The sequence below is a fragment of the Mesorhizobium sp. M00.F.Ca.ET.216.01.1.1 genome (assembly GCF_004010325.2).
Lineage (GTDB): Bacteria > Pseudomonadota > Alphaproteobacteria > Rhizobiales > Rhizobiaceae > Mesorhizobium.
Genome location: NZ_SADR02000030.1, coordinates 22,678 through 35,062 on the forward strand (window position 1 = coordinate 22,678; position 12,385 = coordinate 35,062).

Annotated in this window: 17 protein-coding genes and 1 pseudogene; 9 read left to right on the forward strand and 9 right to left on the reverse strand. The window is 61.6% G+C overall.

All coding sequences use genetic code 11. The features are described 5' to 3' along the window. Window positions 1-2: 2 nt before the first annotated feature. Together EN859_RS29470 and gloA are read right to left on the reverse strand one after the other, a co-directional pair. Window positions 3-296 (reverse strand): DUF2218 domain-containing protein, encoded by a 294-nt coding sequence (locus EN859_RS29470; RefSeq protein WP_127856158.1) that lies wholly within the window; start codon window positions 294-296, stop codon window positions 3-5. A 109-nt stretch (window positions 297-405) separates the two neighbouring features. Next, the gene (gloA, locus tag EN859_RS29475; RefSeq protein ID WP_127856159.1) at window positions 406-846 is read right to left on the reverse strand and encodes a lactoylglutathione lyase; all 441 of its coding nucleotides are present in this window, start codon (window positions 844-846) and stop codon (window positions 406-408) included. A gap of 248 nt (window positions 847-1,094) precedes the next feature. On the opposite strand from gloA, the gene EN859_RS29480 reads away from it, so the two are divergent. Genes EN859_RS29480 through EN859_RS29490 form a run of 3 tightly spaced genes read left to right on the forward strand, consistent with a single transcriptional unit; the run spans window position 1,095 to window position 2,993 of the window. Beyond that, entirely contained in the window at window positions 1,095-1,670 is a 576-nt protein-coding gene (locus EN859_RS29480; RefSeq protein WP_189502322.1) for a cold-shock protein, read from the forward strand. Window positions 1,671-1,692: 22 nt separating this feature from the next. Then, the gene (locus EN859_RS29485; protein WP_127856160.1) at window positions 1,693-2,205 is read left to right on the forward strand and encodes a DUF192 domain-containing protein; all 513 of its coding nucleotides are present in this window, start codon (window positions 1,693-1,695) and stop codon (window positions 2,203-2,205) included. Between the two features lie 20 nt (window positions 2,206-2,225). Beyond that, on the forward strand, window positions 2,226-2,993 hold the full coding sequence (locus tag EN859_RS29490) for an alpha/beta hydrolase (protein ID WP_189502316.1): 768 nt from the start codon (window positions 2,226-2,228) through the stop codon (window positions 2,991-2,993). 51 nt (window positions 2,994-3,044) lie between these two features. Here EN859_RS29490 and EN859_RS29495 read toward each other — a convergent pair whose 3' ends face one another. After that, window positions 3,045-3,647: a hypothetical protein gene (locus tag EN859_RS29495; RefSeq protein WP_127856162.1), complete on the reverse strand. Its 603-nt coding sequence runs from the start codon at window positions 3,645-3,647 to the stop codon at window positions 3,045-3,047. A 128-nt stretch (window positions 3,648-3,775) separates the two neighbouring features. Here EN859_RS29495 and cysE point away from each other — a divergent pair, with 128 nt between their 5' ends. Next, entirely contained in the window at window positions 3,776-4,624 is an 849-nt protein-coding gene (cysE, locus tag EN859_RS29500) for a serine O-acetyltransferase (RefSeq protein ID WP_127856163.1), read from the forward strand. A 153-nt stretch (window positions 4,625-4,777) separates the two neighbouring features. Next, window positions 4,778-4,981, forward strand: a complete 204-nt coding sequence (locus tag EN859_RS29505; RefSeq protein ID WP_013531334.1) for a DUF3126 family protein — start codon at window positions 4,778-4,780, stop codon at window positions 4,979-4,981. Window positions 4,982-5,277: 296 nt separating this feature from the next. Here EN859_RS29505 and EN859_RS29510 read toward each other — a convergent pair whose 3' ends face one another. Continuing rightward, entirely contained in the window at window positions 5,278-6,009 is a 732-nt protein-coding gene (locus EN859_RS29510) for a hypothetical protein (RefSeq protein ID WP_127856164.1), read from the reverse strand. Between the two features lie 127 nt (window positions 6,010-6,136). Here EN859_RS29510 and EN859_RS29515 point away from each other — a divergent pair, with 127 nt between their 5' ends. Both EN859_RS29515 and EN859_RS29520 read left to right on the forward strand, forming a co-directional pair. Continuing rightward, a complete protein-coding gene (locus EN859_RS29515) occupies window positions 6,137-6,481 on the forward strand; it encodes a hypothetical protein (protein ID WP_127856165.1) in 345 nt (114 codons plus the stop codon). 20 nt (window positions 6,482-6,501) lie between these two features. Beyond that, complete coding sequence (locus tag EN859_RS29520; RefSeq protein ID WP_127856166.1) at window positions 6,502-7,029, forward strand: gamma carbonic anhydrase family protein; 528 nt, start codon at window positions 6,502-6,504, stop codon at window positions 7,027-7,029. Window positions 7,030-7,077: 48 nt separating this feature from the next. Here EN859_RS29520 and EN859_RS29525 read toward each other — a convergent pair whose 3' ends face one another. The 4 genes from EN859_RS29525 to EN859_RS29540 form a co-directional block, all read right to left on the reverse strand. Next, on the reverse strand, window positions 7,078-7,638 hold the full coding sequence (locus tag EN859_RS29525) for an ankyrin repeat domain-containing protein (RefSeq protein ID WP_127856167.1): 561 nt from the start codon (window positions 7,636-7,638) through the stop codon (window positions 7,078-7,080). 294 nt (window positions 7,639-7,932) lie between these two features. Then, a complete protein-coding gene (locus tag EN859_RS29530; RefSeq protein ID WP_127856168.1) occupies window positions 7,933-8,535 on the reverse strand; it encodes a transglutaminase-like cysteine peptidase in 603 nt (200 codons plus the stop codon). A gap of 254 nt (window positions 8,536-8,789) precedes the next feature. After that, window positions 8,790-9,407, reverse strand: a complete 618-nt coding sequence (locus tag EN859_RS29535) for a PilZ domain-containing protein (protein ID WP_127856169.1) — start codon at window positions 9,405-9,407, stop codon at window positions 8,790-8,792. 129 nt (window positions 9,408-9,536) lie between these two features. Next, window positions 9,537-10,175, reverse strand: coding sequence for a PAS domain-containing protein (locus EN859_RS29540; RefSeq protein ID WP_127856170.1), 639 nt, complete (start codon window positions 10,173-10,175; stop codon window positions 9,537-9,539). A gap of 392 nt (window positions 10,176-10,567) precedes the next feature. Here EN859_RS29540 and EN859_RS29545 point away from each other — a divergent pair, with 392 nt between their 5' ends. Both EN859_RS29545 and EN859_RS29550 read left to right on the forward strand, forming a co-directional pair. Continuing rightward, window positions 10,568-11,305 (forward strand): rhomboid family intramembrane serine protease, encoded by a 738-nt coding sequence (locus EN859_RS29545; RefSeq protein ID WP_127856171.1) that lies wholly within the window; start codon window positions 10,568-10,570, stop codon window positions 11,303-11,305. A 134-nt stretch (window positions 11,306-11,439) separates the two neighbouring features. Continuing rightward, window positions 11,440-11,871 carry a CBS domain-containing protein gene (locus tag EN859_RS29550; protein ID WP_127856172.1) on the forward strand — a complete coding sequence of 144 codons (432 nt, stop codon included), beginning with the start codon at window positions 11,440-11,442 and terminating at the stop codon, window positions 11,869-11,871. Window positions 11,872-11,921: 50 nt separating this feature from the next. On the opposite strand, the pseudogene EN859_RS29555 reads toward EN859_RS29550, so the two are convergent. Next, window positions 11,922-12,178: pseudogene (locus tag EN859_RS29555) on the reverse strand (YjhX family toxin). Window positions 12,179-12,385 lie beyond the last annotated feature (207 nt).

The following is a 12,385-nucleotide window of genomic DNA, read 5'->3' on the forward strand; positions in this document are numbered from 1 at the left end:
GTTTACGCCGCCGGAGCGCGTTTCCAATCGAATGCCAGCTCTTCGCGGAAGGCGAAGCGTTTGATGTGGTCGGCGACGACCGTTTCCAGGCGCTCGAGCGAGCCGGTTTCGTCGGCAGTCACCGCGATGTGGAGGGCTGACGCATCGGCGTCCAGAACCGTGCGGCCCAGCGAGAGATCGATCGCGCCATGGGTCGGGTCGAACTCGACCGGAAATTTGTGCGCCCAGTGCTTGCAAAGCTGCTGCAGGTAACGGCTGGCATGCTCGGTCACGACATCGACGTGGCTGGTCGGCATGAATGGTCCTCCTGGGGCAAGCGGGCTCAGCCGAACAGATAGGCACCGTCTTGCGGAACGGCAAAGCCGCCGGACGTGTCCGCACGGCAATATCCGATGGCGTGATCGGCTACCAGCTTCCGGTGTTCGGCATCGAGGCCCAGGGCTCGGCCTTGGCCTTGGCCGGGCCTTTCTGCAAAAGCTCGATCGAGATGCCGTCCGGCGACCTGACGAAGGCCATGTTGCCATCGCGCGGCGGCCGGTTGATGGTGACGCCGTTATCCATCAGCCGCTGGCAGGTGGCGTAGATGTCGTCGACTTCGTAAGCAAGATGGCCGAAATTGCGGCCGCCCTTGTAATCTTCCGGATCCCAATTGTAGGTCAGCTCGATCAGCGGCGCCTTGTTGGTGGTGCCGCTTTGCTCGTCCTCGGGCGCGGCGAGGAAGATCAGCGTGTAGCGGCCCTGTTCGCTTTCATGGCGGCGCACTTCCTTGAGGCCAAGCTTGTTGCAGTAGAAATCGAGCGAAGCATCGATGTCGGCGATGCGGACCATGGTGTGGAGATAGCGCATGTGATTTCCTCGAGATGTTGCGTTGCGGCGGAACATAGGGGCCACCCGGCCAAAGGGCAATCGCCGGCACTCGGTCGCCAGTTGGCTCGCGCCGGCAAACAAGAAAATCGGTATTCCTGCATTGAACCGTGAAAAAAGGCACGTCAGGTCTTGCACACACCGGAAGCCGCAGTGTTAATCTGATGTCAAGAATCAGTAGCGGTGTTCTTGAAAAAGGGGGCATTCTTATGGGGGAAAAGGCCTCTTTCATGGGGCGGGACGAAAGCCTTGACGACGCCTTGAAACGAGATGGTGGCGGCGATCCCGCCGATCTCGTCGAAATTGCCGGCGCCATCAAATGGTTCGATGTGGCCAAGGGCTACGGTTTCATTCTTCCGGACGACGGCTCCTCGGGCGACATTCTCCTCCATGTGACATGTCTTCGAAAAGATGGCTTCCAGACCGCATTGGAAGGTGCGCGCGTCGTCTGCCTCGTCAAACAGGGTGAGCGCGGACTGCAGGCGTTCCGTGTGCTCTCCATGGATACCTCCACAGCGATCCATCCGGCAGAGATGCAGGAACAGCGAACCCACGTTTCGGTGACGCCGGAAAGCGGCCTCGAACGGGCGCTGGTAAAATGGTTCAACCGCACCAAGGGGTTCGGCTTCCTGACCCGGGGCGAGGGCACCGAGGATATTTTCGTCCACATGGAGACGCTGCGCCGCTACGGCATCACCGAGCTCAGGCCCGGTCAGGTGGTGCTGGTTCGCTTCGGTCGCGGCGACAAAGGCCTTATGGCTGCCGAAATTCACCCCGATATGGGCACCTTGCCGGTTTCGCATTAGGGCGACCGGCCGAGGACTTCCAATGGTTCACAGGAGCTGGCTGACAGCGGGGGCGATCTGCGCCGCGATGGCCTTCGTCGTCGCCACGGGCGCCTATTTCTATTCGCAGGGACCGAGTTCGGCGGACAGCCGGGCTATGATCCTGCCGGTCGATCCGACGCCGCTGGTCGCTGTGACGAAATCCGGCGAGCGCCCGTTTTCCATCGAAGTCGCAGATACTTCCGCCGAGCGCGAGGCCGGATTGATGTTTCGCGAGGAGATGGCCGACGATCACGGCATGCTGTTCGTGTTCGACGCCGAGCAGGAGGTAAACTTCTGGATGAAGAATACGCCGATGCCGCTCGACCTCATCTTCGCCGGCCAGGACGGCAGAATCCGCGCGATCAAGCAAGGTGAGCCGCAATCCGAGGCGATAATCTCGCCCGGCGAGCCGGTGCGTTTCGTGCTCGAGCTGAAGGCGGGTACCGCCGCCAAGGATGGCATCAGGGATGGCGACCTGTTGCGCCATCCGGCAATCGGCACTGCGCCGAACTGAACGCGCAGGATCCGTCGCAGATGCAGTTTTTCTCCCATGACGGGTTCGACATTGCCTTCCTCGATCGCCAGCCGCCGTCGGGCAACGGCGACCCGGTGCTGATGATCCACGGCTTTGCTTCCAGCCACTACGTCAACTGGGTGTCGCCCGGCTGGTTCAAGACGCTGAACGATGCCGGTTACCGCGCCATCGCCTTCGACAATCGTGGCCATGGCTCTTCGTCGAAAAGCTACGAGGAGGCCGACTATACGCCGGTCAAGATGGCGTCGGACGGGGCAGCCTTGCTCGATCACCTTGGCATCGAACGCGCCCATGTCATGGGCTATTCGATGGGCGCGCGCATTTCAGCGTTCCTGGCGCTTTCCGACCCGGACAAGGTGGCGACGCTGGTGTTCGGCGGCCTCGGCATCGGCATGGTCGACGGCGTTGGCGACTGGGACCCGATCGCCGATGCACTTCTGGCCGACGATCCGGCTGCCACCAGCCATCCGCGCGGCCGCTCCTTCCGCGCCTTCGCCGACCAGACCCGCAGCGACCGACGGGCGCTGGCCGCCTGCATTGCCACTTCGCGCGAGTTGCTGAGCGAGGACGACGTGGCTCGTATCGCCCAGCCGACGCTGATTGCGGTCGGCACCAAGGACGACATCGGCAGCTCGCCGGACGAACTGGCCGCGCTGATGCCGAACGCCAGGGCCTTTCACATCGAGGGCCGCGACCATATGCTGGCCGTCGGGGACAAGACCTTCAAACAGCGCGTGCTGGAGTTTTACGCCGAAAATCCGCTGTGAGTGCCTCCATGCGCTGCGCATGGAGGTTTTTTCGCGTCAGAGCTTGTTGGACTACGTCTGCCCGAGCGCTTCGATCGATCGCGCGATGTTTTGCCTGGCCTGCGGTTCGAACCGCTGCCGAAATTCTTCGGTGTGAAAAATATGCCTCCGGGCGAGGAAATCCTTCAGGACCGCGCTGCGCCCGGCACGCCACATCGGCTCCTCCACCCAGCCATATTCGCGGCGGATCGCCTGTTCGTAGGCGTCGAACGCATCCGGTGCGGCGCCGAGGATCGACAGGTCGATATCGAGGAAAAGAGCTGTGTCACGCATGAAATGTTCGTCGCCTAGGTGCGGCAGTTCATGCGTTGCGGTGGCGACGATCATCGCCGCGATGCGGCCGAGGCGCTCCGCATCGGTGCGACCATCGAGTTTTTCCTCGGCAAGTGCTGCACTCCGCACCTCATTGTCCTTTGCCCGGCTGTCATAGATGGCATCGTGGAACCAGATCGCGGCTTCGACAGCTTCAGGGTCGTGCAACGAGGCACGATAATCGCCGGCCAGCGCCAGCATTACCTCGATATGGGCGAGGTTGTGATAGTGGCGGTCTTTGGCCTGATAGAGCGCTGAAAGTTCGCGTTTCAGCGGCTCGTCGATCAAGGGTTGGTTTTCCATGGCAACTTGAATTTCCGTGAACCAAATCCATTTGACAAAGCACTAAGGAAAATTGAGTTCAACCGTGCTACGATCTGGCTTATATGTGCGGCCAGACAATAGGCAACCCGGCAGGCCGGAGACTATCGATGAACAGCGTTACGATTGCCCGCCCCACCATGGTGAAGCCGATCGACCCGATCTGGCGGTCGATCCGCGACGAAGCGATGGAGGCGGTCAACCGCGATCCATTGCTGGCGGCGTTCCTCTATTCAACGATTCTCAACCAGGAAAGCCTGGAGGAGGCGGTCATCCACCGACTGGCCGAGCGTCTCGCCCATCAGGATATCGGTTCCGACCTCATCCGCCAGACCTTCAAGGCGATGGCGGCCGACGACAAGGCCTGGTCGTCGACGGTTCGTGTCGACATCCAGGCCTATTACGACCGCGATCCGGCCTGCGACCGCTTCATCATGCCGGTGCTCTACTTCAAGGGTTTTCATGCCATCCAGACGCACCGGCTGGCGCACTGGCTGTGGAACCAGGGCCGCCAGGACTTCGCGCTGTATCTGCAGAGCCGGTCGTCCTCGGTGTTCCAGACCGACATCAACCCCGCCGCGCGCATCGGTAAGGGTATCTTCCTCGATCACGCTACCGGCCTCGTGGTCGGCCAGACCGCGGTGATCGAGGACGACGTGTCGATCCTGCACGGCGTGACGCTGGGCGGCACCGGCAAGGCCGGCGGCGATCGTCACCCCAAGATCCGCTATGGCGTGCTGATCGGTGCTGGAGCCAAGATCCTCGGCAACATCGAGGTCGGCCATTGCTCGAAGATCGCGGCGGGCTCGGTGGTGCTGTCGCCGGTGCCGCACAACAAGACGGTTGCCGGCGTGCCGGCCCGTGTCGTCGGCGAGACAGGCTGCGACCAGCCGTCGCGGCAGATGGACCAGCTGTTGCCGTCGCAGACCATGGATCACGTCGTCAGCTTCGACATCTGATTTTCCATGGTGGCACGCCGTCCGGCATGATCCCCGACGTGCTCATCGGGGAGGCCGGTTCCGGTGCAATCCTGGTTGGCTTGCCTTTACATCGCCATTGTCGACGTGCCAGAAGCGCGTTCAAATGAGCAAGCCGACGATCGGAGAAGACTTTTGAAGCCGGACGAAATCAGAAAGCTGGACGCCTATTTCAAGCGCGTCTTCCAGAATCCCAAACTTGAAGTGAAGGCGCGGCCGCGCAAGGACGATTCGGCCGAGGTCTATGTCGGCGACGAGTTCCTCGGCATCGTCTTCAAGGACGAGGACGACGGCGACTATAATTTCTCGATGGCGATCCTCGACATCGATCTGGCCTGAGCCCCGGAATTTTCCGCCGGCGCGAGTTGAGGTCTGCCGCGCCGTCATCCCAGGGCGGAGCGAACGCGAAGCGGAGCGCAGACCCTGGGGTCCATGCCGTCACGTCAGCCGAAGAATGCGGCGGTCCTGAACTACCCTCCGCTGCTTTGCGGCTAGACGGGAAAATAACACTCGCGCGGGCATCCCCAGCACTGCATGTTCTGCATCGCTACGGCGCTCTAAGGTCACGGAATGGATCCTTGGGTCCGCGCGGTTCGCTTCGCTCCCGCTCCGCCCGAGGATGACGAAACGAGATCTTAGTGTCCCGTCTTCAGGATGCGCGCAGCCTCGGTGGCGATCGCCGCATCGAGCGCCTGCCAGTCACCCAGAAATTCCCGGGGGAAGCGGTAGGTGAGGCTGAGGCTATCGCCGACATGGACGTCGCGCTCGCACGGTGCCAGCGAGTCGTCGGCGCTCGGCCCGCTCAGGCAGCGGGCGACGAACGGGTCCTGGCCAGGGCGATTGGCGACCGCGAGCACTTCGTTGAGATAGCCTGATTTTTCGCTGAAACCATAGAGCGTCGTGCCGCCCGAGCCGGGCACGCCGGGCTGGACGATCAGCGCGCTGTAAATCGGCGCGAAGCGACCGCTCATGTCGCGCGACATCATCTGCTGCTCGAACGACAGGAAGATGATGTCCTTGCTTGCTCGGGTATGGTTGAAGTCGTCGCGGGCGGCCTCGCTGTAGCCGTCCATCGCGGGATAGCGCAGATAGAGGTCGAGGCGTGAGGCGATGCCGTCACGCCGCGCCTGCTCGAAGCGGATGACGTTGGCCGGCACAGCGATGACGTTGTTGCCGAGCACCACCTCGTGGATCGTCGTGTCGTCCGTGTACCCAGCCATGGCGATCGAGCGGCCGAACCATTTGCCGCCAAGGCTGATCGCAACCGAAAGCAGCGCCAACACCGCGAACGCATAGAACACCTGCTTCATCAGCACGGAATCGACGACGTTGAACTCCGGGCCGTTGGCGGTGGCTGCCTGCTTCATCGCAATCCCCAATATCGGCCGCCTGTCACCCTGGGGTGTGCTCGAGCGGCACACATGGCGCGGCATTGCTGTTGCAGCGCCTGTATCGAACGGGACTGTGCGATTTCATGGTAAACGGCAGGTAAAGATGAGCCCGGTGGAACTCGTTCTCTTCGCTTTTGCGGTCGGCCTCACCGCTTGCGGCCTGGCCGGATCGGCGATGGAACTGATATCGGGCCGGCGGCTTGCGTTCGTCGAACCCTATGTGTCGCCGGCGCATGTCCTGCGCTCGCTGGCCGCGACCGCATGCGCCGGGCCGTTCATGCTCGCCAACGATGCCCTGGCGGCCCGCCGGCAGGGCCGCATTTCGATTCTGATGCTGATGTTCTGCGGCTGCACCGTGATTGCCTGGGCGCTGGCGCTGGGTGTTGCACTGATCACCATTGCGTCTTGGGCGAACAGTCTCCTAGTCTCGATCGAATTCTCGGCTTGAGACAAATCGGAGATGAGAAAATGCCGGTCTATGCGATCGATGGGAAGGCGCCCAGTTTCGAGGACGCCGACAGCAACTGGATCGCACCCGATGCCACGCTGATCGGCGATGTGCGGGTCGGTCGCGATGCCGGCTTCTGGTTCGGTGTCGTCATCAGGGGCGACAACGAGCCGATCATCATCGGCGCCGACAGCAATGTGCAGGAACATACGGTGATGCACACCGATCCCGGCTTTCCCCTGACGATTGGGCAAGGCTGCACGATCGGCCACCGCGCCTTGCTGCATGGCTGCACGATCGGCGACAACAGCCTGATCGGCATGGGCGCTCTCGTGCTGAACGGCGCAAAGATCGGCAAGAACTCGCTGGTCGGCGCCGGCGCCCTAGTCACCGAGGGCAAGGAATTCCCCGACAATTCGCTGATCGTCGGCTCACCCGCGCGCGTGGTCAGGGTGCTGGACGAGGCAGCGGTCGCAAGGCTGCGCGGCTCGGCCGCGCACTACGTCGGCAACGCCAAGCGGTTCAAGGCGGGGCTGAAAGAAATCTGAAACCAACCTGGCCAAGTCTTCGGCTGTGGTTTTGCAGCATGGCTAAGCTCACCGTCCATTCGAGCCGCGCCTGGTCATCGCATCACGCAGCAACGAAGCGCCGGCTTCAAAGCCGGAATTGTCTGCTTCCTCGAGGGCTGTCGTATAGTCATCGATGCGGGTTTCGAGCGACGGGTCGGCTCCGGCCGCCAAAAGCAGGCGGATCGCATCGAGGTCGTGGATAGCCACCGCATAGTGGAGCGGCGTCCAGTCGTTCACACCTCGCATATTGGGATCCGCGCCGCCGTCGATCAAGAGCCGGACAATTTCCAGCCTGTCGGCCCGGTCGGCGGACAACGCCGCAATGACCGCCGGAAACCCGCCATTGTGGTGATAGTTCGGGTCCGAGCCGACATCCAGCAAGGTCGAGATGAAGGCGAGGGAGCTCCAGTAAATCGCATACTCCAGCGGATGCCCAAGGCCTAGTTCGAACGGCATCTGCTCGTCGAACCACCGGGGTGAGCCGCCCAAGGCCCTACCGAGGCCCTCGAAGTCACCCACCTTGAATGCATCGTCGATGGCCTTGAACAGACGATGGCGCTCGCATCGGTCTTCCGGGATTTCCAACATCGCAGTGATCCGAAGATGGATGGATCGTCCATATTGCGCCCATCCGCCTCTGTCAGGAAGTCCGACGTCGCGGGTGGAGCGAAGAGCGGCCTCGCGGCAAGGGCGGGAGGCGGACCGATCGTTGTCCGCCGAGCGCCATCGGCGCAATGGAAATCGTCTATCCGCCGATCCGAGGGTTTAGCGGCAGATGTTTTCCTGAAATGGTGGAGCCGGCCCGGGACGGGGCCGGCTCCTAAAACCCGGTCGTTGGGGACGGGGAGGGTGGGGACTCGACCGGGCTTTCTCGTCGCGTCCCTAGCGGACACTGGCGACCGCGTCGGCTCGGCCGTCGTTGATCGTCACCCAAGCGCCGGAATTCTGGTCCGATTGGCGCTTCAGGTAGGTGTATTCGGTGTCGGTCCACGACAGCACCCTAGGCTCCAGATTGTCGAGGATGAACTCACCAAGGCTGGTGCGCACGGTGAGCACCGCATGGCCATCGCCGTTCGGCTGGCGCGCCACGGTCATCAGCAGGTCGCCGGCGGGAATGCCGGCGCCCATCAGTTCGCCACGCTTCTCCAGTGCATAGTCCTCGCAGTCGCCGAAGCCGTTGTCGGGATAGGACCAGACCTCTTCCTTACCCGACATTTCCATGTCGGTGCGCGGCGTGATCCTGGTGTTGACCGAATTGTTGATGTTGACGATCGTCGCCCACAGCTTGCGGGTCAGCTCGATCGGCGCCTGTTTCGGCGTCCTCTCGTTGCATTCCTGCGGAAGCTTCTGGCAGAACTCGTAATGGCCGACCGGCTGGGTGGTGCGGCCGCCGGTGTGCATGAAGGCAGGCCCCGCATATGCGGTCCCCCAAGCGGAAAGCTGCATCGCCATTGCCATGAGCAACAGCTTGCCCCTCTTCTTCATTGTTCAGTCTCCCCGTTTGAGGAGACCTTGTCATAGGTGGATTTATTTGACGCAAAAACGCGAAGTAGATATTGAGTAAAACGCCAGTAGAATTAACATAAAATTTGAATTATTTGAGTATAAAATTATTCAGACACTCCCCTGAGGCTGAGCTTTCACGGCACCGGCGCTACGGTGCCGCACTGATAGGCTGTGTGGCAGGAGACAACAAAAACCGGCCGCTACGGCCGATTCGATGGGGGAGTCGCTGGTTGTCAGGTGCGCGGTGTATTGAATTCGGAATCGAGTGTTTCCGGCCGCTGGATGACAGCGAATTCGATGGCGACGCCATCCTCGAAATGGCGCACCACCTGGCCGCGCATGGTTCCCAGCGTGACCTGGATGCCGATCGCCGGCTTGACGTCGATCTCGATCGCCGCGCCCGACAGTGACAGGTCGATGATGCGGCACTGGTACTGGCGCCCGTCGGTGAGCTGAAGCACGCTCATCGGATTGCGTGGCGCCACACGTTCATGACGCCGGTCTTCCGGCAGGTCCAGCTCGTGCTTGTTGGCAAGCCAGGTCAGCTGCGCGGCCAGCTTGTCCTTCTTGCGGTCGGATGCGATGACGGTCATCGCGAAGCCATCCTGCGAGGTGCGCGTCACCACGCCCTCGATGCGGCCGATGTGATCGATGTAGGCGATGACTTTTTCACCCGGCATGCCGACGCGCTCGGTGCGAAGCGCAACATTGCCCGGCGACATGTCGATCACTTGGCAGGGATGCTCGGTGCGGTCTTCCAGCATGAAGCGCCCGTAGATCTTTACCCGGACGCGCTGAAAGTTACGCCTTTCAGCTCGGGACGGCGCGTAGTCGACCGCCGCTGACCTCATGACTGCCTACACCCCGTTGGCATTCCTGCGCATCGATGCGAGGAACTTCACGGGAAAACTACAGCAAGGCAGGTTAATAAAGGGGAAAGCCGGCCGCCGATGCCTTAAGATTTGAGCTTGGATTTGGCGCTATTCCTCGCGCCCGCCGTCGAACACCACCAGATGGCGGATGCGGCGCGCCCGGCCGAGTGCCGAGATCGTTTCGGGCGGATCGTATTCGATTGGCACAAGCGAGGGAACGCTGATCGCCGGCCGGTTTTTCAGGAACATCGGTTCTTTCTCCGGATCGACGACGCGGATCGAATCGATCAACGCGTCGGTGATCGGATCGGCACCCAGCCAGAAAGGCTTTTCCGCTGCGCTGATCACGCCGAGGCAACGCGGATTTTCGACGCCGCCGTCGAGCGGCAGCGCAAGCAACTCGAACTTGTTGGAGCGGCCGTTGCGGCTGAAACCCTCATAGGTAATGAGCACCACGGACTTCTGGTCGAAAACACCATGGATCAGCCGTGAGACAAGCCGCTGATCCTTCTCGCGCCACAAAGAGGGGAAGGAAAAACCCTTGAGTTCGCGGCCGTAGCCGGCGCAAAGCCTGGTGCCGGCTAGCCGGAACACCGCTTCGCCGCGCGTATCCCTTTCCAGGATGAAGGTGTCGGCCAAAAGCGACTTGATATCGGCGGGCTCCACTTCCGAACGCTTCGGGGCAGGCCGCCCATCACGCAACCGGTTCCAATAATGGAACAGCGTGATTGATCCGTTCTGGTTCATGCTCTGCTGCTCCGCGCAATCTGTCTTCTGATGTCTCATCGGCGAACAGAAAGGGCGCCCTCCGATGACCTACATGCGTTGCGTTGCAGGATGCGTGCCAGCGTCGTTAACACTTGTTCACGGGTCGGGACCGTTAAGGTTAACAATTGGTTTACGTTGCGTAGCGACGGTGCCTGTGGCACATCAAAACCACTCCAGAAGTGGTCGTTTCGCAACGATCGGCAGCACTTCAGTCAAGAGTTTCAGGGGAGCATGGGGACTCGACCAGCCGTTCAAGGGCAACCTTGGACGGCTTCTTTTTGATTCGCACCCGCGCCGATTCGCCGTTTGTGATTCGGCTGGCCATGGCCTAGATGCTCGCGAAGTCGAATCCCAGATCGAGTGCAAGCCTAATGAGCGAACCAGAAATCCCATCGGAAATCGAGCAGGGCGAGGAGAGACCTGTCGAGCGCGAGCCGGTATTCAACCTGCCGCCCGTGGTGCTGGCGATTATCGGCATCTGCGTCGTCGTTCATCTGGTCCGGGTCTACTGGCTCACCGATGAGCAGGATTTTGCCCTGCTTGTGCGGACTGCCTTCATCCCGATCCGCTATTCCGGTCGCTTCGACCTCGATTTCTACGCCTTTTCGAGCCCGTTCACCTATACATTCCTGCACGGCGGCTTGGCGCATCTGGCCATCAACATGGTGTGGCTCGCGGCGTTCGGCTCGCCGCTGGCAAACCGGTTCGGCATGTTTCGGTTCTCGCTGTTCTTCGCGGCAACCGGGTTGGCGGCGGTGGCGCTGTTTTGGGCCGTGCATCCGCTCGGCCAGGAGCCGCTTGTCGGCGCCTCGGGCGCGATTTCCGGGATGATGGGAGCAGCGGCGCGGCTTGGCTTCCGCATAGACCGCTCGTCCGGGAAGGCAGCCTTCGCAGGCTCGCCGCTGCCGATGGCGGCTGTGTTCCGCTCCCGCGGCGTCGTGACCTTTCTGGCCGTGTGGATGGTGATCAATCTCGTTACCGGCCTGTTCGGCTTTGCCCTTGGCTTTGACGGCGAGATCGCCTGGGAGGCCCATATTGGCGGCTTTGTCGCCGGCTTCTTCGGCCTGCGTGCTTTCGACCGGCAACCGCAGGCAGATCAAGGTCGGTAGAGCGCTGGCCGGCGCACTTGAAAAGCAACCAATCACGGCGCACGATGTTCCTTACAGCGCCGGCGCCCTTGGACGCGCAAAGACGCTGAAAGCCGGTCAGGGCAGGAACCGGCAGCAAAACTGAGGAGGACGCCATGACTGTTAAGGCAATTCTCGAGCAAAAGGGCCATGACGTGTTCACGTGCGGGCCGAACGAAAAGCTGAGCGTGGCCATTCGCATGCTGACCGACCACAGGGTCGGTGCGTTGGTCATCACAAATGGCGATCACAAGATCGTCGGCATCCTTTCCGAACGCGACATCGTGCGGGTCATCGCCAGGGAAGGAGCGGCGGCGCTCGACATCCCGGTGCGTTCGGCGATGACACCAAAGGTGAAGATCTGCAACGAGAACCATACCGTCAATGAGGTCATGGAGATCATGACCAGGGGCCGTTTCCGCCACTTACCGGTGGAAAAGGACGGCCTGCTCGACGGCATCGTGTCCATCGGCGACGTGGTCAAGCGGCGCATCGAGGATGTCGAGCGCGAGGCCGAGGAGATCAGGGCCTATATCGCGACGGCCTAATGCCGGCGAGACGATGCCGCCGACCGGAATGCAGGCCGGCGGACTTGCCCCTACCTGTTGTCGAGTTCGGCGCGAACGAGTTCGAGGCCGCGCCGGGTAATGCGATAGGGTCCGCCACCCGACGACGAAACCGCCTTTTTTCGTTTCAGTTTTCGAAACAGGTCGAGATCGACGCCCGGATAGTGCCAGCCGTCTCGGGTCAGGCATTTGACGGAGGCGATCCGCCTTTTCTGGTTCTTTTCGATTTCGATGCGCCCGCCCTGGCGAGCAGGTGCAGGATGCGCTGTTCGGTGCGCGAAATATCCATCTGAGAGTTCCCGGGAAAACAGAAAATGCCGCCGCCGCGAAGCTTCGCGGCACGGGGTTTCAGGTCTTCTGCCCTGCCTCGCTATGAGGTCAGGGCCTTACCGGGACTGAGCGTAAGTGGACATCCACTCTCCATTGGGATGGAAGGCCTATAGCCGATGCTGCGCGATAGCGCCAGCTTTCGGCTTTGCGCTTGTCTCTCGAAGCG

What these genes read in the sequence shown, in the direction of transcription:
- EN859_RS29470 (WP_127856158.1), bottom strand. Translation starts at nt 296, where the DNA reads ATGCCGACCAGCCACGTCGATGTCGTGACCGAGCATGCCAGCCGTTAC.
- gloA (WP_127856159.1), bottom strand. Translation starts at nt 846, where the DNA reads ATGCGCTATCTCCACACCATGGTCCGCATCGCCGACATCGATGCTTCG.
- EN859_RS29480 (WP_189502322.1), top strand. Translation starts at nt 1,095, where the DNA reads ATGGGGCGGGACGAAAGCCTTGACGACGCCTTGAAACGAGATGGTGGC.
- EN859_RS29485 (WP_127856160.1), top strand. Translation starts at nt 1,693, where the DNA reads ATGGTTCACAGGAGCTGGCTGACAGCGGGGGCGATCTGCGCCGCGATG.
- EN859_RS29490 (WP_189502316.1), top strand. Translation starts at nt 2,226, where the DNA reads ATGCAGTTTTTCTCCCATGACGGGTTCGACATTGCCTTCCTCGATCGC.
- EN859_RS29495 (WP_127856162.1), bottom strand. Translation starts at nt 3,647, where the DNA reads ATGGAAAACCAACCCTTGATCGACGAGCCGCTGAAACGCGAACTTTCA.
- cysE (WP_127856163.1), top strand. Translation starts at nt 3,776, where the DNA reads ATGAACAGCGTTACGATTGCCCGCCCCACCATGGTGAAGCCGATCGAC.
- EN859_RS29510 (WP_127856164.1), bottom strand. Translation starts at nt 6,009, where the DNA reads ATGAAGCAGGCAGCCACCGCCAACGGCCCGGAGTTCAACGTCGTCGAT.
- EN859_RS29515 (WP_127856165.1), top strand. Translation starts at nt 6,137, where the DNA reads ATGAGCCCGGTGGAACTCGTTCTCTTCGCTTTTGCGGTCGGCCTCACC.
- EN859_RS29520 (WP_127856166.1), top strand. Translation starts at nt 6,502, where the DNA reads ATGCCGGTCTATGCGATCGATGGGAAGGCGCCCAGTTTCGAGGACGCC.
- EN859_RS29525 (WP_127856167.1), bottom strand. Translation starts at nt 7,638, where the DNA reads ATGTTGGAAATCCCGGAAGACCGATGCGAGCGCCATCGTCTGTTCAAG.
- EN859_RS29530 (WP_127856168.1), bottom strand. Translation starts at nt 8,535, where the DNA reads ATGAAGAAGAGGGGCAAGCTGTTGCTCATGGCAATGGCGATGCAGCTT.
- EN859_RS29535 (WP_127856169.1), bottom strand. Translation starts at nt 9,407, where the DNA reads ATGAGGTCAGCGGCGGTCGACTACGCGCCGTCCCGAGCTGAAAGGCGT.
- EN859_RS29540 (WP_127856170.1), bottom strand. Translation starts at nt 10,175, where the DNA reads ATGAACCAGAACGGATCAATCACGCTGTTCCATTATTGGAACCGGTTG.
- EN859_RS29545 (WP_127856171.1), top strand. Translation starts at nt 10,568, where the DNA reads ATGAGCGAACCAGAAATCCCATCGGAAATCGAGCAGGGCGAGGAGAGA.
- EN859_RS29550 (WP_127856172.1), top strand. Translation starts at nt 11,440, where the DNA reads ATGACTGTTAAGGCAATTCTCGAGCAAAAGGGCCATGACGTGTTCACG.